This is a genomic window from Saccharothrix luteola (assembly GCF_020859565.1).
Classification (GTDB): Bacteria; Actinomycetota; Actinomycetes; order Mycobacteriales; family Pseudonocardiaceae; genus Actinosynnema; species Actinosynnema luteola.
Genome location: NZ_JAJHUO010000003.1, coordinates 408,787 through 430,552, shown reverse-complemented (window position 1 = coordinate 430,552; position 21,766 = coordinate 408,787). Strand labels below are relative to the sequence as shown.

General features: G+C 74.3%; 18 protein-coding genes. 8 read left to right on the top strand and 10 right to left on the bottom strand.

All coding sequences use genetic code 11. The features are described from left to right. Positions 1 to 50: 50 nt before the first annotated feature. The gene (locus tag LNK82_RS05385; RefSeq protein WP_230565800.1) at positions 51 to 950 is read left to right on the top strand and encodes an LLM class flavin-dependent oxidoreductase; all 900 of its coding nucleotides are present in this window, start codon (positions 51 to 53) and stop codon (positions 948 to 950) included. On the opposite strand, the gene LNK82_RS05380 is transcribed toward LNK82_RS05385, so the two are convergent. Then, on the bottom strand, positions 943 to 2,223 hold the full coding sequence (locus tag LNK82_RS05380) for a carboxylesterase family protein (RefSeq protein ID WP_230565799.1): 1,281 nt from the start codon (positions 2,221 to 2,223) through the stop codon (positions 943 to 945). The two genes, LNK82_RS05385 and LNK82_RS05380, sit on opposite strands and share 8 nt — an antisense overlap. Before the next feature lie 162 nt (positions 2,224 to 2,385). Between LNK82_RS05380 and LNK82_RS05375 the strand changes: the two genes are divergently transcribed. The 3 genes from LNK82_RS05375 to LNK82_RS05365 are packed head-to-tail and all read left to right on the top strand — an operon-like array spanning position 2,386 to position 5,400. Further along, positions 2,386 to 3,819 (top strand): pyridoxal phosphate-dependent decarboxylase family protein, encoded by a 1,434-nt coding sequence (locus tag LNK82_RS05375; protein WP_230565798.1) that lies wholly within the window; start codon positions 2,386 to 2,388, stop codon positions 3,817 to 3,819. Positions 3,820 to 3,874: 55 nt separating this feature from the next. Then, entirely contained in the window at positions 3,875 to 4,819 is a 945-nt protein-coding gene (locus LNK82_RS05370; protein WP_230565797.1) for a P1 family peptidase, read from the top strand. 11 nt (positions 4,820 to 4,830) lie between these two features. Then, positions 4,831 to 5,400 (top strand): DUF4865 family protein, encoded by a 570-nt coding sequence (locus tag LNK82_RS05365; RefSeq protein ID WP_230565796.1) that lies wholly within the window; start codon positions 4,831 to 4,833, stop codon positions 5,398 to 5,400. Here LNK82_RS05365 and LNK82_RS05360 read toward each other — a convergent pair. From LNK82_RS05360 to LNK82_RS05345, 4 genes are all read right to left on the bottom strand, one after another. After that, a complete protein-coding gene (locus LNK82_RS05360) occupies positions 5,378 to 8,644 on the bottom strand; it encodes a tetratricopeptide repeat protein (protein WP_230565795.1) in 3,267 nt (1,088 codons plus the stop codon). The genes LNK82_RS05365 and LNK82_RS05360 overlap by 23 nt on opposite strands. 111 nt (positions 8,645 to 8,755) lie before the next feature. Continuing rightward, positions 8,756 to 10,003 carry a GGDEF domain-containing protein gene (locus tag LNK82_RS05355; RefSeq protein WP_230565794.1) on the bottom strand — a complete coding sequence of 416 codons (1,248 nt, stop codon included), beginning with the start codon at positions 10,001 to 10,003 and terminating at the stop codon, positions 8,756 to 8,758. 446 nt (positions 10,004 to 10,449) lie between these two features. After that, positions 10,450 to 11,640, bottom strand: a complete 1,191-nt coding sequence (locus LNK82_RS05350; RefSeq protein ID WP_230565793.1) for an MFS transporter — start codon at positions 11,638 to 11,640, stop codon at positions 10,450 to 10,452. After that, positions 11,607 to 12,803 (bottom strand): MFS transporter, encoded by a 1,197-nt coding sequence (locus LNK82_RS05345; RefSeq protein ID WP_230565792.1) that lies wholly within the window; start codon positions 12,801 to 12,803, stop codon positions 11,607 to 11,609. Before LNK82_RS05345 ends, LNK82_RS05350 begins: the two co-directional genes overlap by 34 nt. A gap of 99 nt (positions 12,804 to 12,902) precedes the next feature. Here LNK82_RS05345 and LNK82_RS05340 point away from each other — a divergent pair, with 99 nt between their 5' ends. Next, a complete protein-coding gene (locus LNK82_RS05340) occupies positions 12,903 to 13,847 on the top strand; it encodes an RNA polymerase subunit sigma-70 (protein ID WP_308257161.1) in 945 nt (314 codons plus the stop codon). Between the two features lie 74 nt (positions 13,848 to 13,921). On the opposite strand, the gene LNK82_RS05335 is transcribed toward LNK82_RS05340, so the two are convergent. Next, positions 13,922 to 14,548: a DJ-1/PfpI family protein gene (locus tag LNK82_RS05335; protein ID WP_230565790.1), complete on the bottom strand. Its 627-nt coding sequence runs from the start codon at positions 14,546 to 14,548 to the stop codon at positions 13,922 to 13,924. A gap of 16 nt (positions 14,549 to 14,564) precedes the next feature. Next, positions 14,565 to 15,656 carry a GlxA family transcriptional regulator gene (locus tag LNK82_RS05330; RefSeq protein WP_230565789.1) on the bottom strand — a complete coding sequence of 364 codons (1,092 nt, stop codon included), beginning with the start codon at positions 15,654 to 15,656 and terminating at the stop codon, positions 14,565 to 14,567. A gap of 69 nt (positions 15,657 to 15,725) precedes the next feature. On the opposite strand from LNK82_RS05330, the gene LNK82_RS05325 reads away from it, so the two are divergent. Then, positions 15,726 to 16,478, top strand: coding sequence for an aminotransferase class IV (locus LNK82_RS05325; RefSeq protein WP_230565788.1), 753 nt, complete (start codon positions 15,726 to 15,728; stop codon positions 16,476 to 16,478). A 44-nt stretch (positions 16,479 to 16,522) separates the two neighbouring features. After that, a complete protein-coding gene (locus LNK82_RS05320; protein ID WP_230565787.1) occupies positions 16,523 to 17,407 on the top strand; it encodes a hypothetical protein in 885 nt (294 codons plus the stop codon). Here LNK82_RS05320 and LNK82_RS05315 read toward each other — a convergent pair whose 3' ends face one another. After that, complete coding sequence (locus tag LNK82_RS05315) at positions 17,408 to 17,857, bottom strand: Lrp/AsnC family transcriptional regulator (RefSeq protein WP_197289421.1); 450 nt, start codon at positions 17,855 to 17,857, stop codon at positions 17,408 to 17,410. Then, a complete protein-coding gene (locus LNK82_RS05310; RefSeq protein ID WP_230565786.1) occupies positions 17,854 to 18,981 on the bottom strand; it encodes a M24 family metallopeptidase in 1,128 nt (375 codons plus the stop codon). Before LNK82_RS05310 ends, LNK82_RS05315 begins: the two co-directional genes overlap by 4 nt. Before the next feature lie 321 nt (positions 18,982 to 19,302). On the opposite strand from LNK82_RS05310, the gene LNK82_RS05305 reads away from it, so the two are divergent. Continuing rightward, a complete protein-coding gene (locus LNK82_RS05305) occupies positions 19,303 to 20,244 on the top strand; it encodes a 5'-3' exonuclease (protein ID WP_230565785.1) in 942 nt (313 codons plus the stop codon). 291 nt (positions 20,245 to 20,535) lie between these two features. Here LNK82_RS05305 and LNK82_RS05300 read toward each other — a convergent pair whose 3' ends face one another. Then, entirely contained in the window at positions 20,536 to 21,747 is a 1,212-nt protein-coding gene (locus LNK82_RS05300; RefSeq protein WP_230565784.1) for a GNAT family N-acetyltransferase, read from the bottom strand. Positions 21,748 to 21,766: the final 19 nt, after the last annotated feature.

Here is a 21,766-nt window from a genome sequence, read left to right as displayed (position 1 = left end):
ACGATACTCGTTCGTACCGCGAACCAACTACCGGGAAGGACATCACCTCGATGTCGACGCGCAAGCCGTTGTTCGGAATCGGGATCAGCACCGCCGTCGGCCGGGCCGCGGACAGCCTCGGGCACGCGGTCGAGGCCGACCGCGCGGGCCTGGACCTGGTCACCGCGTCCGACCACCCGTACTTCGGCGACCGGCTGGACGCCTACGCCCTCATGGGCGTGGTGCTCGGCCGGACCACGGGCGTCACGGGGTTGGTGAGCGTGACCAACCTGCCGAGCCGGCCGGCGCCGATGCTCGCGCGCACCGTGACGTCGCTGTCCGCGTTGTCGGGCGGCCGGATCGTGCTCGGCATGGGCGCGGGAGGGCTGTGGGACGACATCGCCAGGTTGGGTGTCGGGCGGCTGACGCCCGGTGCGGCCATCCGCGCCTTCGAGGAGGCGATCACGCTGGTCCGGGCGTTGTCCGGCGGTGGCGAGCCGGTGACGTTCGACGGCGAGTTCTACCAGGTCACCGCGCTGCGACCGGCGCCGGTGCCCGCCGCGCCGGTGTGGACGGGCTCGGTCGGGCCGAAGTCGTTGGCGGTCACCGGCAAGCTCGCCGACGGCTGGTTGCCGGGGCACGCGGCGGACTGGCTCAGCGAGCGGTACCGGACGTCGCGGCCCGTCATCGACGAGGCGGCGGTGGCGGCGGGCCGCGACCCGCGCGACGTCGCCACCGTCTACAACCTGCCGGGTGCGATCACGTCGACGCCGCTCGCCGCGACCCGGGACGCGGACGGCAAGTGGGTCGGCGGCTCGGTCGGGCAGTGGGTCGAGGAGCTGACCGGCGCGGTGCTGGAGCACGACGCGGCCGGGTTCGTGTACTTCCCGGTCCGCGAGCCGCTGACCGACGTCGCGCTCGGGGCGTGGGCGAACGAGATCGTGCCCGCGGTGCGCGAGGCCGTCAGGTGACCGGCTGCACGGGGTAGTCGACGGGCGCGGAGAGGTCCACGCCCCGCCACGGTTCGCGCCGGGACTCCGCCTCGCCGCCCCAGTGCCGCACGCCGGTCCAGCCGGGGTCGCCGGTGGCGCAGAAGTCGACCCACGCCCGGAGCATCCGCCGGGACAGCGCGCGCTCGTCGTCACCCGCCGGGCCACCGATGAGGAAATCAGCGCCCTCAAGGTTGCCGAACGAGAACGGCACGTCGGCGGTGTGCCAGGCGGGTGGCCGGGTGAACCGCGCGAGGAACGCCCGGCCGTGCGCCTCGGCCAGCCTGGTGGTGGGTTCGGTGAACACGAAGTCGCCGGCCAGTCGCACGTGCGCGTCCTCGAAGTGCTCGTACGCGGCCACCACGTGGTCGGGGATGCCCCAGTCCCGGCCGAACGCCCGCAGGTCCGCCGGCGGCCGGAACGTGCCCACCGCGTCGAACAACGCGTACTCGACGTCCGTGTGGCACAGCAGGGCGTCGGTCGACGAGGGCAGCGCGGGCAACGCGTCCGCGACGGGTCCGAACAGGACGGGGTCGTAGCTCAACGGCCCGGTGCGCTGCGCGGCGGCCAGGGCGTCGGCCGACGCGACCGTCGACTCCGGCGTGCGGGTGTCGATCCACTGCGCGACCCGACGGGCGAACCCCGGTGTGTAGACCCGGTTCGGCACGCTGTGCGCGATGACCCGCCGCACCGGCTCCCACGCCGCCAGGAACAACGCCGACCCGGCTCCGGCGGACTGCCCGGCGACGGTGACGTTGCCCGGGTCGCCGCCGAACACCGCGATGTGGTCGCGCACCCACCGCAACGCGGCCCGCTGGTCGAGCAGCCCCCGGTTGTCCGGCTGCCCGGCCACGTGCCCGAACCCCTCGAACCCGAGCCGGTAGTTGCACGTCACCACGACCAGCCCGGCCCGGGCCGGCGCGGCGCCGTCGTAGTCGGGCTGGGCCGACGAGCCGAACGTGTAGGCCCCGCCGTGCACGTAGAACAGCACCGGCCACGGCCCGTCCGATGTGGACGGCGCCCAGACGTTGAGGGACAGCACGTCCTCGTCACCCGGCCGCCACACCGGCGCGCCGGGCAACCGCGCGGACTGCGGCGCGATCGGCCCGAACTCCAGGCAGTCGCCCGCGAAGTCGGCGGGCACGGGCGCGGCGAACCGACGTGCCCCGAACGGCGGCTCGGCGTACCGGATGCCGAGGAACGCGTCCACCCCGGCGTCGACCGCCCGGCCTCGAAACCGCCCACGTCGTGTCATCGGCGCCTACCCTGCCGCGGCGGCTCCCGTGGATCAATCCGAGGGCCTGCCACCTGCACTGAGAGCGACCGCGTTCGCGCCGTCGACCACCCCGGTGTCACCCGGAACCGCACCCGGATCACGTCGGTGGTCCCTGCGCGGCCTTTCGTCTACCGTTCACGGATGGGTGATCCGCTGAACGCTCGAGAGGACGCCGCCGAGGCGTTGGGGATGGTGGCGCGGGCCGCCGGGACCTACCTCGACGCGCTGCCGCACCTGCCGGTGCGCGACGCCACGCACGCCCACCTGATCAAGGACCTCGACGGGCCGTTGCCGGCGGCCGGCGACGGCACCATCGCCGCGATCGCGGACCTGCTGCGGATCGGCACGCGGGCCGCCACGCACTCGTCCGGGCCCCGGTTCTTCCACCTCGTGGTCGGTGGCGCGACGCCCGCGGCGCAGGCGGCGGACTGGGTGACGTCGCTGCTGGACCAGGCCGGCGGGCTGTGGGTGGCCTCGCCGCTGGCCGCGCACGCCGAGACGGTCGTGCTGCGGTGGTTGAAGGAGCTGTTCGGGCTGCCCGCGTCGCACGGCGGCGTGCTCACGCCCAGCGCGACGTTCGCGAACCTGACCGGGCTGGCGTGCGCGCGGCACTGGTGGGCGCAGCGGCACGGGGTGGACGTCACCGCGGACGGCCTGGTGGGGCTGCCGCGGATGCCGGTGTTCTCCAGCGGGTACGTCCACCCGAGCAGCCGGAAGGCGCTGCAGCTGCTGGGGTTGGGCCGGGACGTGGTGCGGGAGCTGACCCGTGACGACGCCGGCCGGCTCGACGTGGAGGCGTTGGACCGCGAGCTGGCGTCGTCGGGCCCGGCCGTGCTCATCGGCAACGCGGGCGAGGTCAACGGCGGCGACTTCGACCCGTTGGACGAGATGGCCGACCTGGCCGAGCGGCACGGGGCGTGGCTGCACGTGGACGGCGCGTTCGGGCTGTTCGCGGCCGTGTCGCCGCGCACGGCGGGGCTGGTGCGCGGGGTGGAGCGGGCCGACTCGGTGGCGGCGGACGGCCACAAGTGGCTCAACGTGCCCTACGAGAGCGGTGTCGCGTTCGTGCGGGACCGGTCGTTGCTGGGGCGCGCGTTCGGCGGCTGGAACGCGCCGTACCTGCCGGAACCGGACGACGAGTTCGTCAACTACAACAACCTGGGCCCGGAATCCTCCCGCCGCGCCCGCGCGTTCCCGATCTGGGCGACGCTGCGCGCCTACGGCCGCGACGGCCACCGGGCCATGGTCGAACGGCACCAGGACCTGGCGCTGCGCCTCGGCCGCCGCATCGAGGAAGCCCCGGACCTCGAACTGCTCGCCCCGATCACCGTCTTCATCGTCTGCTTCCGCTACCGCCCACCGGGCGTGCCGGAAGAGTCCCTCGACGACCTGAACCGCCGGTTGGGCGACGAACTCCTCGAAGACGGCCGGGTCTACGTGGGAACCACGGTCTACCGGGGCAAGGTCGCCCTGCGCCCGGCGATCGTGAACTGGCGGACCACGGACGAGGACGTCGACCTGCTGGCCTCCGTGGTCCGCGAGATCGGCGCCCGGCTGCTCACCGCCGAAGCCTGACGGCGAGGCCCGGCTCCCGCCCGGCGCCGCCCGCGCGGCACGTAGCATCGGGGGCGTGCGGAACTCGATCACCGAGGTGGCCGGCGTGCTGGTCGGGCACGCCACGCGGATCGGTGACGGCGCGTTGACCGGCACCACGGCCGTGCTGTTCCCACCCGGCACCCTGTCCACTGTGGACGTCCGAGGTGGTGCGCCGGCGACCAGGGACACCGCCGCGCTCGACCCCCGCCACGGCGGCCGGGAGGTGCGCGGCGTCGTGTTGACCGGCGGGAGCGCGTACGGGCTCGCGGCGGCCGACGGCGCGGCGCGCGAACTGGGATCGTTCGTGCCCGCCGCCGCGCTGTTCGACCTCGGCCGCGGCGGTGACTTCCACGCCCGTCCGGGGCCGGAGGAAGGCGCGGAGGCGGTGCGCGCCGCGGGCGTGGAGTTCGCCCAGGGCAACGTCGGCGCGGGCACGGGCGCGCTCAACGCCACGATGAGGGGCGGCCTGGGCACGGCGAGCGCCACGTTGCCCGGCGGCGTGGTGGTGGGCGCGGTGGCCGTCCTCAACGCGGTCGGCCCGTCGGTCGACCCCGACACCGGCCTGCCGTTCGCCGCGCACCTCGGCCTGCCCGGCGAGTTCCCCGCCTACCAGGGCGACGACCTCGACGCGGCCCGGATCGCCGGGCACGCCCCGCCGTTCAACACCGTCATCGGCGTGATCGCCACGAACGCCCGCCTGCCGCGCCTGTTCGCCCTGGCCAACGCCGCGCAGGACGGGCTCGCCACCGCCGTCCGCCCGGCGCACGGCCTCACCGACGGCGACGCGGTCTTCGCCGCCACGACCGGGACCCACGACGCGGCCGACCCCGACGAGGTGCTCGCCGCCGCACGGCGGGTGTTCGCCCGCGCGCTGGTCCACGGCCTGCTCCGAGCCGAGTCCACCACCACGTCCTGGGGCCGGCTCGCGGCCTACCGCGAGCTGTACCCGCGCACCGCAGCCGAATACCGGGGGAACTGACCATGCACGCGATGCACTACGAGATCACCCTGCCCGCCGACTACGACATGGGCGTCATCCGCACCCGCGTCGCCACCAGGGGCTCCGCGCTGGACGCGTTCCCCGGCCTGGGGCTCAAGGCCTACTGCGTGCGGGAACGCGGTGTCGACGGCTCGCCGGTCAACCAGTACGCGCCGTTCTACCTGTGGCGCACGGCCGAGGGCATGAACAGCTTCCTGTGGGGACCGGGTTTCCGGGGCCTGAGCGCCGACTTCGGCCGCCCGGTCGTGCAGCACTGGTCGGGCCTCGCCTTCGAGCGCGGCGCCGCCGAGACTCCGACCGCGGCCACCAAGCGCACGTGGCGGCTGCCCGCCGACGCCGACGCGGCCGAGGCCGTCGACCGGGCGCTCGACCGGCTCGACGAGCTCAAGGACCACCCCGACCTGCACAGCACCGCGGTGGCGATCGACACCCGGACCTGGGAGCTGGTGCACTTCAGCCTCTGGCGCACGGCACCCGAGACCGACGGCGAGGTGCGCTTCCGGGTGCTGCACCTGTCGCGGCCCGAGCTGGACGACCTCAGCGCGGGCCGCCACTGGTAGGCCGCGACCGGCCGGCACCGGGGTTGCGGGCGCGGGCGCCGTAGGGCACGGCCACGTAGCCGACGAGGTCGAGCACGCCGCCGCTGGTGCGGTCCAGCTCGCGGGCGAAGGCGAGGATGTCGGGGTCGGCGCGGTCCATCAGCCACGCCAGCAGCACGACCACGACGTCCGCGAGCAGCCCGACCTGGAACGGCATGTCCTCCCGCCGGCCCGCGGTCACCGCGCTGGCGAAGTCGGTCATGCCGCGTTCGGTCAGCTCCAGGGGACCGGTCTCGATCGCCCGCTTCATCGAGTCGACCACCAGCGGCACGACCGAGGCCCACACCTCGCGCGGCGCGACCTCGCAGATCAGGCCGCCGCACAGCGCCGCGGTCCACAGCGCCTCCGGGTCGCCCGCCCGGACCGCGCCGACGGCCAGGTGCGGCAGCAGTTCCGCGCCGCGCTCCCACGCGCCGGTCGCGACGAGCTTCTCCACCGCGTGCCGGTAGTGCTCCAACGCCTTGCCGTGCTCGCCGCGCGCGCTGAGCACGCCGCCCAGGTCGTCGTGGAACGACGCCACCTCGGCCGCCGCGCCCACCTGCTCGGCCCGGGCCAGTCCGACGGCCGCGTAGTGCTGCGCGGTCTCCAGGTCGCCCCGGTCGCGGTGGCACGCGCCGAGCCGGCGCAACGCGGCCAGCTCCCGCCGGTCGTCACCGAGGTCGCGGAACAGTTCCACGGCGCGCGACCCGGCCTCGATCGCCTCGGCGAGCTCACCCCGGTCACGGCGCCGGTCGCACTCGGCGAGCGCGAACCCGGCCTGCCGGACCCGGTCGCCCAGCTCCTCGGCCAGGTCGTGGCCCTCCACCGCGTACCGCAGCGCCGTCTCGGGATCGGCGTCGCCGAGGCCGTCGAGCACGGTGATCGACTCCAGCTGCCCGGGTCCGTCCTCCCGCACTCGGTGCTCCTCGTACGCCAGCCGCGCCGCCTGTCCGGCTTCCTCGGTTCTGCCTTCGCGCATCAGCAGCCTCGCCATTCGCAGCAGGACGTCCGCTCGGTCGCGGCACGCGTCGCCCAAGCCCACACACCGTTCGAAGTCCGCGAGCGCGGCCCCGTATTCCCCGCGCCGCTCGAACCGGGCGCCGGTGAGCTCGAACCTGGACGCCCAGAGGGCTTCGAGCTCGTCCTCGGGCAGGTCGAGCCCGGTCAGCAGCGCGTCGACCCGGTCGACGAGGACGGCGGCCCGCCCGTCGTCGTCCTCCAGCCCCAGCTCGGCCAGCAGCACGTCGGCGTAGGCCGGGGTGTCGGTCGCGTCACCCGCGTCGGCGACCTCGCGCAACGCCGAGAGCTCCCGGCGCAGCACGGGTGACAGCGGGCCGACGCGGTCGCGCGCGGCGGCGGCCAGCAGCTCGCACCCCGTCAACGCGGCCTCGGTGGCGGTGGTGGACCGGTCGCGCCACTCGTCCAGCCGGCCGTTGACCGTGCCGACGTACAGGTAGGACCGCTCGATGCCGCCCGGCGTGCCGGTGTTGACGATGGCCCGCGCGGCGGGCGTCTCCTCGGCGGTGAGCCGCCGCACGACGGTGCGGGCGAACCCGGCGGCGAGGTTCGGCGGGATGGTCCAGAGGGTCCCGATGTAGCCGCGGGCGCCGGCGCGGACGAACTCGCGGCCCAGCCGCGTCCACGACCGGCACGAGTTGTTGAACACGATCGGCCGGTGCCGCAGCGTCACGGGGATGTCGTCGTCGGGCAGGGCGTGCCCGCCCAGCGCGATCGCGTCGTCGGCGTCGTGGCAGTTGAAGAACACCAGCTCGACCGGCAGGTCCACGACCAGGTCGCGCAGCACCTCCGGCGAGGCGTCCTGCTCGGACAGCACGATCGGGTGCGTGTGGTGGCCCGACGACGCGATCGTGACCGGCTGCTCTTGGAACGCACCGGAGTCGACGACCACGCTGAACGCGCCGGGCTCGCGCGCCACGCCCGCGCGGTGCAGCTCGGTGAGCACGACCAGCGCCGGGTCGGCCACCACGTGCCCGATCGGCTTGCGCGCCCAGTTCACGTCCTCGGTGTGCACGAACGAGTAGGGCAGGCCGGCGGTGAACGCGGTCAGCGCCCGGTCGCCCACCTCCGCGACCGCCTCGGCGGGCACCTGCGCGGTGACCGCGGCCTCGACCGCCGCGTACGGGTCGTGCCCGCCGCTGGACAGGTAGCGCCACAGCGCCTCGACGAACCCGATGCCCTTGACCGCGTCGCCGATCGCGCCCGCCGCCGCGGTGACCCGCTCCTGCTCCTCCGCCACCACCGCGCCCACCACGGCGAGGTCCGGTTCGGGGACGATCACCAGTCGCGCGCCGCGGTGGTGCGCGTAGACGGCGGCCATCAGGACGTCGGCCTCGCCGGGGCGGTCGACCAGCACCGCCTCGTCGGTGTCGTCCGGGTTGTGCTCGGCGAACGGCACGGGCGGCGCGTCCTCGTCCACGCGCAGCGCCGCGCCCGTGCGCAGGGCGGTGAACAGGGCGGCGACGAAATCGGCGTCCGGGGCCACGTCGAGCGTGCGTTCGGGCTCGCCGCCGCCGCGCAGCAGCTCCCAGGCCTTGGCGGTCAGCCCGACGGGGTCCTCGCACGGCAGGTGCAGGCGTTCGGGCAGCTCGCCGAACAGCTCCTCGTCCGGTTCGGCGAGGAACACCGCGCGGCGCACGCCCGTGGCGTCGAGCAGGTGGGCCACCAGCCGGTCGTGCCGGTGCGACGAGGGGTCCCCGGGTCTCAGCGCGACGACGGGCGTGACGCGGTCCGCGGGCAGGCACGACACCACGACCGCGGCCTGGCGCAGCTGGTCCGGGCGGCACACCACGACCGTGTCGCCGACCTCGAACACGGGCTCGCTGATCACCGTGACGTCCAGGTCGGACTCGCCCGCGGGCAACCGCACGCACACGCCGCCGTCCACGACCTCGCACGGCTGCGAGCCGGACACCAGCAGCGTCACCGAGTCCGGCAGGGCGAACGACACCCCGTCGGAGGTCTCGGTGGCGGGCGCGTCCACGGCGAGCCGCCACCGCGCGGGCGCGGGCAGGTCGAACCGCTGCCGCAGCACCGCGCGCACGTGCCCGTCCCGGGTCTGCTCGACCAGCAGGTCGCGCGCGCCCGCCTCGGCGGTCAGCTCCTCGACGGCGTCGACGGGCGGTTTGCGGTGCGCGTCGAGCAGGACGGCACGCAGCAGCCCCGCTTCGAAGCGGAAGCGGATGCCGTGCGGGGCACCGAGGTCCACTGGCTCACGACCCTTGCAAGCGAGGAGGTCCACCGTGTCGGAGGTGGCGGGCAGGAAACTACGCCACCTTCAGGCCCGACCTGTAGCAGATCCGCCGGGTAGTCGCGGTCGTTACACCCCGGGACGTTCGGACCGGGCCGCCGGCGTCCACCGGGCGCGGCGTCGCCTGCCCGCCGCCTGCACCTGGTCGCGGCCGAGCCGCTTCGCCTCGTACAGCGCCGAATCCGCCGCCGCGAGCAGCCCGGACACGGTGTCCTCGGCGACCTCCGGCCACACCGCGATGCCGATGCTGACCGTGAGGCCCGCCACCACGCCGCCGTCTCCGACGTCCACCAGGACCCGGTGGACCTCCGCGCGCACGCGCTCGGCGATCGCCGTCGCTTCCTCGTGGTCCACGCCGGGCAGCAGCACGGCGAACTCCTCGCCGCCGAAGCGGCCCACCGCGTCACCCCGCCGCACCGCGCTCTCCAACGCCGCCGCGATGCGCCGCAGCACGAGGTCGCCGGTCTGGTGGCCGTGCGTGTCGTTGATGTCCTTGAAGTGGTCGACGTCGATCATGAACAGGCCGACGCGCGCGCCGGGCGGCTGCTGCCGGGTCCGCTGGAGCTCCAGCGTCGCCTGCAGGTGCCAGGCCTCGGCGTTGAGCAGGCCGGTCTTGGCGTCGGTGCGGGCGGCCAGCTCCAGCTGGTGGATGAGCACGGTGCGGTGCAGGGCGACGGCCGCGACGACCATCGGCAGCGCGAACCCGGGCCACCACGCCACGGCGAGGGCGACGAAGCCGCCCAGCGCGAGCTGGCCCGCTTCGAGCAGGTTGTCCGCGCCGCTGCCGAGGGCGTCCTTCACCGAGCGGGGCCGGACGGTCAGCAGGATCACCGCGGCCACCAGGGCGGTGTTGACCAGCCACTGCGCCGCGCCCGCGCCGAGGAGGCCGACGAGGTCGAGCGCGCCGTCGGGCTGCCCGGCGCGCAGGTTCTCACGCAGGCCGGTGACGCCCGCCACGGTGCTCGCGGCGAGCGTGGCCAGCACCATCATCGACGTGGTGAACACGTTGCGGTGCGGTGGGCGTGAGGCGTCCCAGCGGCCGACGACCCACCAGCGGTGCGCGTACATCAGCACGACGAGCGCGACGGCGAGCGAGGGCGGCAGCACGAGGGCGCCGGCCAGGATCCAGATGCTGCACAGGTCGACGTGCGGCAGGTGGCTGTGGTCGCGGCGGATGCGCTCGATCCAGCGCGAGCAGTGCAGGTGCAGCGCGGCGCAGCCGGCCAGGACGGCGAACGTGGTCCACGAGTCGGCGGGCACGGGCCACGCGGCCGCGGCGGCGAGCGCGAGGACGGCGAGCAGATCCACCGACAGCACGTACACCAGGGCCCGCCCGGGCAGGGACCATAGTGACCAGCGTCGATCGCCCGACGACGTCGAACCCGCTCTGCCCATGGTTCCTCACGACTGTCTGCCCCGGACCGTCATGGCGTCCGGACGGAGGGTCACAGTAATGGTGACCCGTGTCGGTGTCAGCCGCTACCGGGGTGACCAGGACCACTGGAGGTGATCGCGGTGCGCGACAAGATCTGGTGAAGCCCGCCGGTCGTAGCCGTGTCGAGACGGAGGCGAGGTGTGGTTGTGCGCGACAAGATCTGGTGATCCCCCTGGTGCCGCTGTTCCCGCTGCCCGCCACGTCGAGGGGAGGTGCGCCGCCATGCGCGACAAGATCTGGTGAAGACGGGTTCCCACGACGGTGAACGACACCCACCGAGGCCACGCGCGGGCCGCGGCGAGCGCTCCGGCTCCCGCGGCCGGCGCGCTCACCCGACGCGTGCCCGGACCAGCCACAGGCACGCCGTCGCGACGCCGAGGCCGCTGAGCACGAGCGTCGCCCGCGAGCCGACGGCCTCGCCGAGCAGGCCGCCCACCAGCGCTCCGGCGGGCGCGGTGCCCCAGACCGCCGTGCGGATGGTCGCGTTGACGCGCCCGTGCAGGGCCGCGGGCGTCGCCTCGTACCGCACCGGCACCTGGTGCACGTTGTAGACCTGCAACGCGAACCACATCACCGCCACCGCGCCGATCACCAGCTGGTCCGCCGCGACCGCCGCCTGCCCCGCGCCGGTGACCAGGATCGCGGCGACCATCGTCCGCCGCCGACCCCACCACGCGCCCACCCGGGCCGCGACGAGCGCGCCGACCAGCCCGCCGACGGCGCCCGCGGACAGCGTCAGCCCCGCCTGCGCCGCCGACAGGCCCAACGCCGACACCAGGTGCAGCAGCACCACGACGGTGAAGGCGTTGAACCAGAAGACCTGCGTCGCGGTGCACAGCGTGACCCGCCGCAACCCCTGGTGGCCGAACACCGCCCGCACCCCGGCCCACATGCCCGCACCGGCCTGCGGCCGTTCGACCACCCGGACCCACACCAACGTCACCGCCGCGACCAGGAAGCTGACCGCGTCGGCCACCAGCGCGCCCGCCGCCGTGACCGCCCCGACCAGCCACCCGCCCACCGCGGGCCCGGCCACCTGCGCCGTCGCCTGCCCCACCTCCACCGCGCCCTGGGCGCGCGTCAACTGCCCGGCGGGCACCACCATCGGCACCAACGCCAACCCGGCGATGTCACCGAACACGGCGAACGTCCCCGCCACCGCCGCCACCACGGCCAACAACGCCACCGACAACACCCCGAGCCCCGCCGCCACCGGCACGACCGCCAGGCTCACCGCCTGGCCGACCGCGCACACCCCGGCCACCACCCGCCTCGGCAACCGGTCGACCCACACCCCGGCGGGCAACCCGAACAGGAGGTACGGCAACCGCCCGCACGCGGTCACCACCCCGATCTCCCCGGCCCCCGCGCCCAACGCCCACGCCGCCACCAACGGCACCGCGACCACCGTCACCTGCGACCCGACGAGGGACACGGACTGCCCGGCCCACAACAGCAGGAACGACCGGTTGCGCCGCAGCACGGTCAGGCGACCGCCGCGGGCGCCACGCGGGACCACGCGGTGGTCGCGGTGAGGGCCAGGACGGTGCCGGCGATGCCCGCCACGGCGATCGCGGTGGTCGCCGAGCCCGTCGCGGACGCCAGCAGGCCGCCCGCCGCCACGCCGATGCCCTGCGCGGCGACCAGGCCGCTGCGGGCGAAGCCCAACGCCTGGCCGCGCTGCTCGTCCGGCACCAGCCGCACGAACGTCGCGCCCGCCGTCACCTGGTACGCGCTGAACACGCCGCTCACCGCGAGCAACGCCACCGCGCCGACGAGGTTCGGCGCGAGCAGGTACCCGACCAGCGGCAACGCGGTGGCGACCGCGAGCAGCCCGAGCAGCCGCACCCGCACCGACGCGGGCAGGAAGCGCAGCAGCACGGTGCCGAGCACCATCCCGGCCGGGTCGGCGGCCAGCAGCAGGCCGACCCCCGCCGCACCGGCCCCGACCTCCGCCGAGAACGGCGCGGCCAGCCCTTCCGGCACCACGGTGAACAGCGCCAGCCACCCGAGGCCGACCAGCAGCCGCAGCCGCCGGTCCCGCCACACCAGCGCGGCGCCGGCCCGGATCCGCACCCGCGCCGCCGGCACGGAGGCCGGGGCCGGGCGGTGGCGCAGGCCGAACCGCAGCAGCACCGCCGACACCGCGAACGTCACCCCGTCGGCGAGCAGCGCGCCGGACGTGCCCAGCCACGCCACCACCAGCCCGCCGCCGACGAACCCCAGCAGCAGCCCCGCCTGGTGGGTGATCAGGTGCACGGACTGCCCCGCCTCGTACTTCCCACCCAGCACGGACGGCAGCAGGGCGCCCTGGGCGGCGGCGAACGGCGGCTCGGCCAGCTGCGCCAGCACCAGCAACGCCGCCACCACCGGCAGCGGCACGCCCGGCACCGCCATCACGGCCAGCAGCACGGCCCGCACCGCGTCGGCGACCACCATCACGGTCCGCCGCGGGTACCGGTCCGCCAGCCCCGTCAACAGCACCCCGGACACCAGCGCGGGCAGCATCGTCAACGCGTAGGTCAGAGCCGTCCACGCCGCGGACCCGGTGCGCTGGAACACCAGCACCGACAACGCCACCCTGGCCAGCTGGTCGCCGACGGTCGAGAGCACCGCGGCCGACCACAACACCCGGAACTCCGGCACCGCGAACACCGCGCGGAACCCCGTGCCCCCGACCACCCGCTCCCCCGATCCGCCCGCGACCGATGAGTTTCCCGGGCCGGTCCCGTCACACCTTGTGCGGCGTGCGACCGGCACGTCACCGTACAAGCCCGGAGGGTGACCATGAGCGAGGTTGCGCAGATGACCGTCGACTTCACGCGGGAGGCCGAGCGGTGCCGGCACGAGCTGCGGGTGCACTGCTACCGGCTGCTCGGCTCGTTCGACGAGGCGGAGGACCTCGTGCAGGAGACGTTCCTCAAGGCGTGGCGCGCCAGGGACACGTTCGAGGGCCGGTCGTCGTTCCGCGCCTGGCTGTACCGGATCGCCACGAACGCGTGCTTCGACGTGATCGACCGCCGTCCCGCGCTCGCCGTCGCCGAGGGGGTGCCGACGGCCGACGTGCCGTGGCTGCAGCCGTTCCCGGACGCCCTGCTGGACGCCGAGCCGGACGCGGAGGTGGTGGCGCGGGAGACGATCGAGCTGGCGTTCCTGGCCGCCGTGCAGCACCTGCCTGCCAGGCAGCGGGCGGCGCTGGTGCTGCGGGACGTGCTGGGCTGGCCGGCGAGCGAGACGGCGGCGTTGCTGGAGGACACGGTGCCCGCGGTGAACAGCGCGCTGCAACGCGCCCGCGTCACGATGCGCAAGCACCTGCCGCAACGGCGCGCCGACTGGTCGGGCGAGCCGAACCCGAGGGAGAAGGCGGTGGTCCGCAAGCTCGTCGAGGCCACCGAGCGCTGCGACATGGAGCTGATGGCCTCGGCGTTGCGCGAGGACGTCACGTGGACGATGCCGCCGCAGCCCGAGCGGCACTCCGGCCGCGACGCCGTGATGGAGCTCTGCGCGTCGGTGATGGTGGGCCCGGGGGCGTTCGGCGAGTGGAAGGTGGTGCGGACGTGGGCGAACCGGCTGCCCGCGCTGGCCAACTACGCCCGCAAGCCCGGCGAGGAGCTCTTCAAGCCGGTGGCGCTGGACGTGCTGCGGATCGAGGGCGACGCGATCGTGGAGATCACCACGTTCCCGTCGGACCGGTTCCCGCTCTTCGGCCTCCCCGCGACGCTGTGAGCCCCGGCGTCCGGCCGGGTCGCTGCTCCGGGCCCCCGCGACGGGCACCCGCCGTGCCCGCCGCGGGGTTCGGGTCAACTCCCGGCGAACACGCCGCGGGCGAAGGCGACGAGCTCGGCGGGCGCCGTCTCGGGGGAACCGGCCTGGTAGGGCGGCTGGGGGTCGTACTCGATGAACAGCTGGGTGAACCGGGCCCGCTCGTCGCCCCAGATCCGGCCGACGAGGGTGAGCGCCATGTCGATGCCGGCGGACACGCCGGCCCCGGTGACGACGGACCCGTCGACGACGACCCGTTCGGTGCTGACCACCGCGCCCCGGGCGGCCAGCTCGTCGCGCAACGCCCAGTGCGTGGTCGCCGGACGGCCGTCGAGGATGCCCGCCTGCGCCAGCAACGTCGACCCGCTGCACACCGACGTGGTCCAGGTCGCGGTCGGGTGCGCCACGCGCAGCCACTCCGCGACCACGCCCTCCGCCAGCACCTCCGCCCAGCCACCGCCGCCGGGCACCACGATCACGTCGGCGTGGTCCAGCTCGGCGAACGTCGTCGTCGGCACGATCGTCAGCCCGGCGTCGGTGATCACCGGGTCGGGCGAGGCGGCGACGAAGTGCGCGGTCACCTCCGGCTGGTGGCCGAGCACCTCGTACGGCCCCACCAGGTCCAGCGCGGTCATCTTCGGGTAGAGCACGAAAGCCACGTCCACGTCGTTCCCCCTGTCCTCATGCCGCACCGGTGGTGCGGAACCTGTCGCGGTAACCGCCCGGCGTCACGCCGAGCACCCGCAGGAAAGCCCGGCGCAGCGTCTCCGCCGAGCCGAAACCCGTGCGCTTGGCGACGACGTCCAGCCCTTCGTCGCCGGATTCCAGCAGCCCGGCCGCCGCCTCGACCCGGACCCGTTCGACGTAGCGGGCGGGTGACACGCCGACCCGGCGCGGGAACACGCGGGCGAAGTGCCGCGGGCTCATCGCGGCGCGGCGGGCCATGCCGTCGACCGTCCAGCCGGCCGCCGGGTCGTCGGCGATCGCGTCGAGCACGGACCGCAGCCCCGGTTCCCGCACCGGTGGCACCTGTGAGCGGACGCTGAACTGCGACTGGCCGCCGGGGCGTTGCAGGAACACCACCATCCAGCGGGCGACCAGCCGGGCCAGCGCGGCGTCGTGGTCGCGTTCCACCAGCGCCAGCGCGAGGTCGATGCCCGCGGTGACGCCGGCGGACGTGACCAGCCGCCCGTCCCGCACGTAGATCGCGTCCGGCACCACGTCCACCGACGGGTGGTCGGCCGCGAGCCGGTCGCAGAACGCCCAGTGCGTCGTGGCCCGTGCGCCGTCGAGCAGCCCGGCCGCCGCCAACGGGAACGCGCCCGTGCACACGCTGCCCACCCGCCGCGCGCCGCCCGCGACCCGCCGCAGGTGGTGCAGCAGTTCGTCGTCACGGGCGGCGTCGGCGAACGTGAAGCCGCCGACCACGAGGACCGTGTCCACCCCGCCGGACACCTCCCGCAGGTCCTCGGCCTCCATCCGCAGCCCGCCGGTCACCTCGAACCCGCCACCGATCCCCGCCAGCCGCACCCGGTAGCCGCCGCGCGCTCGACCGACCCCCTGTCGCAGGCCGCCGGCACGTGCCCGGTCGTTCTCGCGGGCCCGGTCGCTGCCGCGTGCCCGATCGGCGACCAGCGCTCGGTCGCCGATCAGCGCCCAGTCGGCGGCCAGCGCCTGGTTCGCGCCGGCGAACACGTCCGCCGGGCCGGCGATGTCGGTCAGCGCCGCACCGTCGTACCCGACCACCAGGACCTCGCGTTCCACAACGCCCACCCTCCCCACCTCCCGGGACGGCGGCAACGACCGCCGACCCTCGATTCCCGCCACGCTACGGTCACCCCCGTGCTGAGGATCGAGATCGAGGGCGAGCCGCCGACCGTCGACCACTTCGTGCCGGGCGTGCTGGCCAACTACGGGCACTTCACCGCCATGCAGGTCCGCGACCGGCGGGCCAAGGGCCTCGACCTGCACCTGCGCCGCCTCGACCAGGCCAACCGGGAGCTGTACGGCACGCCGTTGGACCGAGACCGCGTCCGCGCCCTGATCTCGCACGCGCTGGCCGACGACATCCGTGACGCGGCGGTCCGGGTCGTCGTGTTCGGCATGGACACCCCGTCGGTGATGGTCGTGGTGCGCCCACCGGCCGCTCCCCCGCCGACGCCACAACGCCTGATGTCGGTCGCCTACACGCGCCCGCTGCCGCACGTGAAGCACCTCGGTGGCTTCGGGCAGCTCCACCACGGCCGGCGCGCCGTCCGGGCCGGCTACGACGACGCGCTGCTCACTGCCGACGGCGTGGTGGTGGAGGGCGCGATCGCCAACATCGCGTTCTACGACGACGGTGACGACTTGGTGTGGCCTCAGGCGGAGTGGCTGCACGGCATCACCATGCAGCTGCTGGAACGGGAGCTGCCGTCGCGGCGCGAGGTGGTGCGGCTGGCCGACGTGGGCCGCTACCGGGGCGCGTTCCTGACCAACTCGATCGGCGTGGTCGCGGTGTCGCGCATCGACGACGTCGAGCTCGCCGTGGACGTCGAGGCGCTCGCCCGCGTCCAGGCCGCGTACGACGCGATCACCGCCGAGGCGTTTGAGTAGATCCACCGATGCCCGCCGCGCTCTGGTCACGAGAGCGTGTGCGCGTGATCGACTACCGGGTTCCCGTGCAGATCGCCGTGGTGTGGCTCGTCATGGGGTTCTCCGCGGCGTTCGTCGGCTGGCTGGTGCTGGTCGGGTTCTTCGTCCAGAGCGCCGTGCTGGTCGTGATCGGCATGGCGGGCCCGTTCGCGATGGCGTACCTGATCGGCACGTTCACCTCCCGCGGCAGCCCGCTGACGGCCACGCCGCTGCCCCGGCTCGGCTGGGCGGCGCTGGTGACCGTGTTCGGGCTGGTCGGCGCCGTGTTCTACAACGCGGTGCTGGAGTCGAGCGAACCCGCCGAGCCGCCGTCGTGGCTCGCGCTGCCCGCGCTGGGCGTGCCGTTCGCGCTGGTTGCGGCGATGCTGGCGCACGGCGTCGTGGTCCGGCTGGTCGCCGGCGCGGTGACGGTCGCCGCCGTGGCCTTCGGCACCTGGCTGCCCACCACGATGCCCGGCGACGACGCGGCGTCCCGGATCGCGCACGCCGACCTGCCCGGCGGCGTGCTGCTGATCGCCACGCCCGAGGGCTACCAGTTCCCGCGGCTGACCGTCTCCGACGGCCTGGCCACCCTGGACTACAGCCCGTCCGGCGACGGCGGCGAGCTGCACGCGTTCCCGCGGCTCGTGGTGCGACCCGCCACTGTCGGGACGGCCGAGCCGGAGTACCGGCAGGACCCGGTGGACCACGTGTTCGTGCGGCGGATCGGCGAGGTGGAGGCGGTCGCCGTGGTGACGAAGAGGGCCGACGTCGAGGCCGTGCGCGAGTTCGTGCTGTCGGTGCGGCCCGCCACCGACGACGAGGTCGAGCGCCTCCTGCCGGTGGCGCCCGACCGGCGTGACCGCGACGTGCTCCGCCGCTTCACGACCACGTGGGCGCGGTTGTTCTGATCAGACCGCGGGCGGCCGGTCCTCGTACGGCGTGGACAGCACGACCGTGGTGCGGGTGGACACGTTCGCCACCTCGCGGATCTGCCTGAGCAGCTCCTCCAACGCGTGCGGCGACGCCACCCGCACGCGCAGCACGTAGGAGGCGTCGCCGGCGACGGAGTAGCACGCCTCGATCTGCGGCAGGTGCTCCAGCCGCTTCGGGTAGTCGTCCGGAGCCGCCGGGTCGATCGGGGTCAGGGAGATGAACGCGGTCAGCGGCAGGCCGACCTCGTCGCCGTCCAGCCGCGCCGCGTAGCCGCGCACCACGCCGCGCTGCTCCAGCCGCCGCACCCGCTGGTGCACGGCGGACACGCTCAGCCCGACCCGTTCGGCGAGGTCGGTGAAGCTGCACCGGCCGTCGGCGGCCAGTTCGCGCAGGATCGCCCGGTCGATCGGCTCCAGGTTCGTCACGTGGGCAGCACCACCAGCTCGTGCGGTCGGTTGTTGACGCTCTCCACGCCGTCGGCGGTGGCGATCACGATGTCCTCGATCCGCGCGCCCCACCGTCCGGGCAGGTAGATGCCGGGTTCGACGCTGAACGCCATGCCCGGCTCGAGCGGCAGGTCGTTGCCGCCGACGATGTAGGGGTCCTCGTGCACGTCCAGCCCGATGCCGTGGCCCGTGCGGTGGACGAAGTACTCGCCGAAGCCCGCGTCGGAGATGATGTCGCGCGCGGCGGCGTCCACCGCTTCGCACGTGACACCGGGCCGCACCGCGTCGACGGCGGCCTGCTGCGCCGCCCGCAGGACCGCGTAGGTCTGCCACACGTCGGCGTCTCGGGGCTCGCCGAGCACGTAGTTGCGGGTGGAGTCGGAGTTGTAGCCCTCCGCCACCGGCCCGCCGATGTCGACCACCACCACGTCGCCCGCCTCGATCACGCGGTCGGACAGGTCGTGGTGCGGGGACGCGCCGTTCGGGCCGGAGGCGACGATGACGAACTCGGCCGCCACGTGCCCCTCGGCGACGATCGCGGCGGCGATGTCGGCGCCCACCTCGGCCTCCGTGCGGCCGGGGCGCAACCACTCGGCCATGCGCGCGTGGACCCGGTCGATCGCCGCGCCCGCCTTGCGCAACGCGGCCACCTCGGTGTCGTCCTTGCGCATCCGCAACTCGCGCAACACCGGCCCGGCCAACACCTGGTCGGCGCTGACGGCGTCCCGCAACCGCAACGCGTGCAGCGCGGGCATCATGTCGGAGACGGCCGTCCGATTTCCCTTCAACGCCCTCTTGACCAAGGCGTACGGGTCCTCGCCGTCGACCCACGTGGCCACGTCCACGCCGAGCTCGTCGGTGGGGATGTCGGCGTAGCCCGGGTGCTCCAACTTGGGCACCACCAGCACCGGCACACCACCGACCGGCACCACGAGACAGGTCAACCGCTCGAACGACGTGCCGCCGGCCCCGATGAGGTACCGCAGGTCCGAACCGGGCGCGATGAGCAACGCGTCAACGCCCGCGATGGCAGCGGCCGCGGCGGCCCGGTCGAGGCGCGCGCGCAGGGCGTCCACGTCGACGGGCCCAACATGGGTCGACATGCAGGGAAGCCTAGTGGTGCGGAGCCCGTCCTACGCCACAAGCCACGGGACCACGGGCCCTATCCCTCGATCGGGGCAGCACCCCCGCCCACCTGCGATTTCGCATCGACCCCCTCCACGACCGGGTGATCATTGACAATCCGACGAACAATAACGCCGTTTCCGACCCTCTAAAACGTCGGTTGAAACAACGAGGCCCGCCGCAACCACCCCCATGCCCAACCCCCACACGCCCAACCCCCCACCCACCTGTCGCCGAGTTATCCACAGGGGACGCCCGAGCCGCCCCCGATGTCGGTGGTCTCTGGCAAGCTGTCCCGGGTGAGCAACCCGCTGGTCCTGATGGACGCCGCCAGCCTGTACTTCCGGGCGTTCTACGCGCTGCCCGAGTCGATGACCGCACCGGACGGCACACCGGTGAACGCGGTGCGCGGGTTCGTCGACACGATCGCGAAGGTCATCACCGACCGGAAGGCGAGCCGCCTGGTCGCCTGCCTGGACGCCGACTGGCGCCCGGAGTTCCGCGTCGCCGCGCTCCCGTCGTACAAGGCGCACCGCGTGGCCGAGGGCGCCGCCGACGGCGAGGAAGAGGTGCCCGACACCCTCACCCCGCAGGTCCCGATCATCCTCGACGTGCTGGACGCGGTGGGCATCGCGACCGCCGAGGCGGACGGCTACGAGGCCGACGACGTCATCGGCACCCTCGCCGCCCGCGAGACCGTCGACCCGGTCGAAGTGATCACCGGCGACCGCGACCTCTTCCAGGTCGTGCGCGACGAGCCGACCCCGGTGCGCGTCCTCTACCTCGGCCGCGGGTGGGCGAAGGCCGAGTTGCTCGGTCCCGCGGAGTTGGCCGCCAAGTACTCGCTGCCGGTGCAGGACGCCGGGCGCGCGTACGCCGGGATGGCCGTGCTGCGCGGCGACCCGTCCGACGGCCTGCCCGGCGTGGCCGGCATCGGCGAGAAGACGGCGGCGAAGCTGATCAGCGAGTTCGGTTCGCTGCAAGCCGTCCTCGACGCCGTCCACGACGGCCGCGACCGCAAACTCACCACCCGCGCCCGCACCGCCCTGCTCAACGCCCAGGACTACCTCGCCGTCGCGCCGACCGTGGTCAACGTGGCGACCGACGCGAAGATCGTCATGGACCGCCCGGACGTCGTGCCCGCGGCACCCGCCGACCCGGACCGGGTCGCCGAGCTGACCCGGCGTTGGGGCCTCGGCAGCTCGCTGCCGAGGCTGCTGACCGCGTTGGAGCGCCGCTAGCCGCACCAGCCGCGGCCGCTGGCCGTTAACCACACCGGCCACGTCCGCCGGCCGCACCAGCCACCTGCAACCAGCCGCGCCAGCCACCTGCGACCAGCCGCCAGCCGTTCCAACCGGAGCCGCGCCGGCCACCGCCGCTAGCCGGGAGCCGCGCCGGCCGACCACCGGCCGTTGGTGGAAGCCGCGTGCGGCCACCGGCAGATCATGAGGCGCGGGTTGGCGGAGGTGGCGGCCAGTGGCGGTGGCTGCCGGTCGCGGACGGTCCGCCTGTGGCTGCCAGGTTCGGCGAGATCAGAAGAAGGTGCCGCTCCACGGTGGCGTGGAGACCTCGAACAGCGCGTCGGCGCGTGCGAGGGCGCTGGGGTCGACGACGTCCAACCGACGCGTGGCGGCGAGCGTCGTGAACGACACGTCACCCAGGTAGGTCGAACCGAGCACGTCCACGTCCAGCACCAGCTCGGGCGCATCGTCGACCCGCGTCACACCGTCCGCCGCCACGCGGTACGAGCCCGAGTTCTCCGGCAAGTAAGCGTCGCGCACCCCGATCACCACCGGCTCGGCCTGGCGGTACGCCCGTGCCGACAGGGCGGTCGGGACGTCGAGCAGGCGCAGCCACGTCTCGTCGGTCTCCTCGGTGACCCGGCACGCGCGCCGGTCGCCCAGCAGCCACTCCACCGGCTCGTCCACCGGCCGGCCGAAAGCCGACACCTCCGCGACCAGATCGACGCCGAGCACGAACAGCCACAGATCGGCCCACGCCTCGGCGTCGCGCGCCCACAGGTCCAGCACCATCAGCGTGGTCGGCTTCTCCTCGCTCGAATCGTGCCTGCCGGGCGCGACCTTGAACGCCACGTAGCCGTCGTCGTCACCGGACGCGCCCGAGCGCACCGCGATCTTGATGTTCTCCTCGGCCGCCACGCGCCGGACGTTCAGGCTCCACCACGCGGGCCACCGGGAGATCGTGCCCGCACGCCCCGGCGACAGCTCGGCGAACAGCCGGTGCGCGATCCGCTCCCCCGCCTCGCCCTCGACCAACCGCACCCGACCGACGGGACGCGTGCGAGGGGCGGCCTTGCGCCGGTCGATGCGCAGGGACCGGTACCTGGTGGCGACGCCGTAGCCGTACCGGCCGTAGATGGCGGTCTCCGACGCGCGCAGCGAGGCGAACACGTCGCCACCCGACCGCAGCGCCCGCAACTGCGCCCGCTGCAACGCGCTCAGCACACCGCGGCGCGTCCAGTCCGCCCGCACCCCGACCCGGCTCACGGCGGCGTGCGGCACCACGGCCCCGCCCGGCACGGCCAGCCGCGACGGGAACGACTGGAGCGTGCCGATCATCTCCCCGCCGCCGAACGCCCCGAACACACGCCCCTCGTCGTACGTCTCCCGCGCGAACTTCCACTGCTCGTCGGGCGCCGGCCCGTGGTGCAGCGTGCCGCGGAACAGGGTGTGCGCGGTCCGGTACTCGGAGTCGTCCAGCAGGCGGATGTCGTAATCGGTCACCTCCGAATGGTGCCGTAGA

What these genes read in the sequence shown, in the direction of transcription:
- LNK82_RS05385 (WP_230565800.1), top strand. Translation starts at nt 51, where the DNA reads ATGTCGACGCGCAAGCCGTTGTTCGGAATCGGGATCAGCACCGCCGTC.
- LNK82_RS05380 (WP_230565799.1), bottom strand. Translation starts at nt 2,223, where the DNA reads ATGACACGACGTGGGCGGTTTCGAGGCCGGGCGGTCGACGCCGGGGTG.
- LNK82_RS05375 (WP_230565798.1), top strand. Translation starts at nt 2,386, where the DNA reads ATGGGTGATCCGCTGAACGCTCGAGAGGACGCCGCCGAGGCGTTGGGG.
- LNK82_RS05365 (WP_230565796.1), top strand. Translation starts at nt 4,831, where the DNA reads ATGCACTACGAGATCACCCTGCCCGCCGACTACGACATGGGCGTCATC.
- LNK82_RS05310 (WP_230565786.1), bottom strand. Translation starts at nt 18,981, where the DNA reads ATGTCGACCCATGTTGGGCCCGTCGACGTGGACGCCCTGCGCGCGCGC.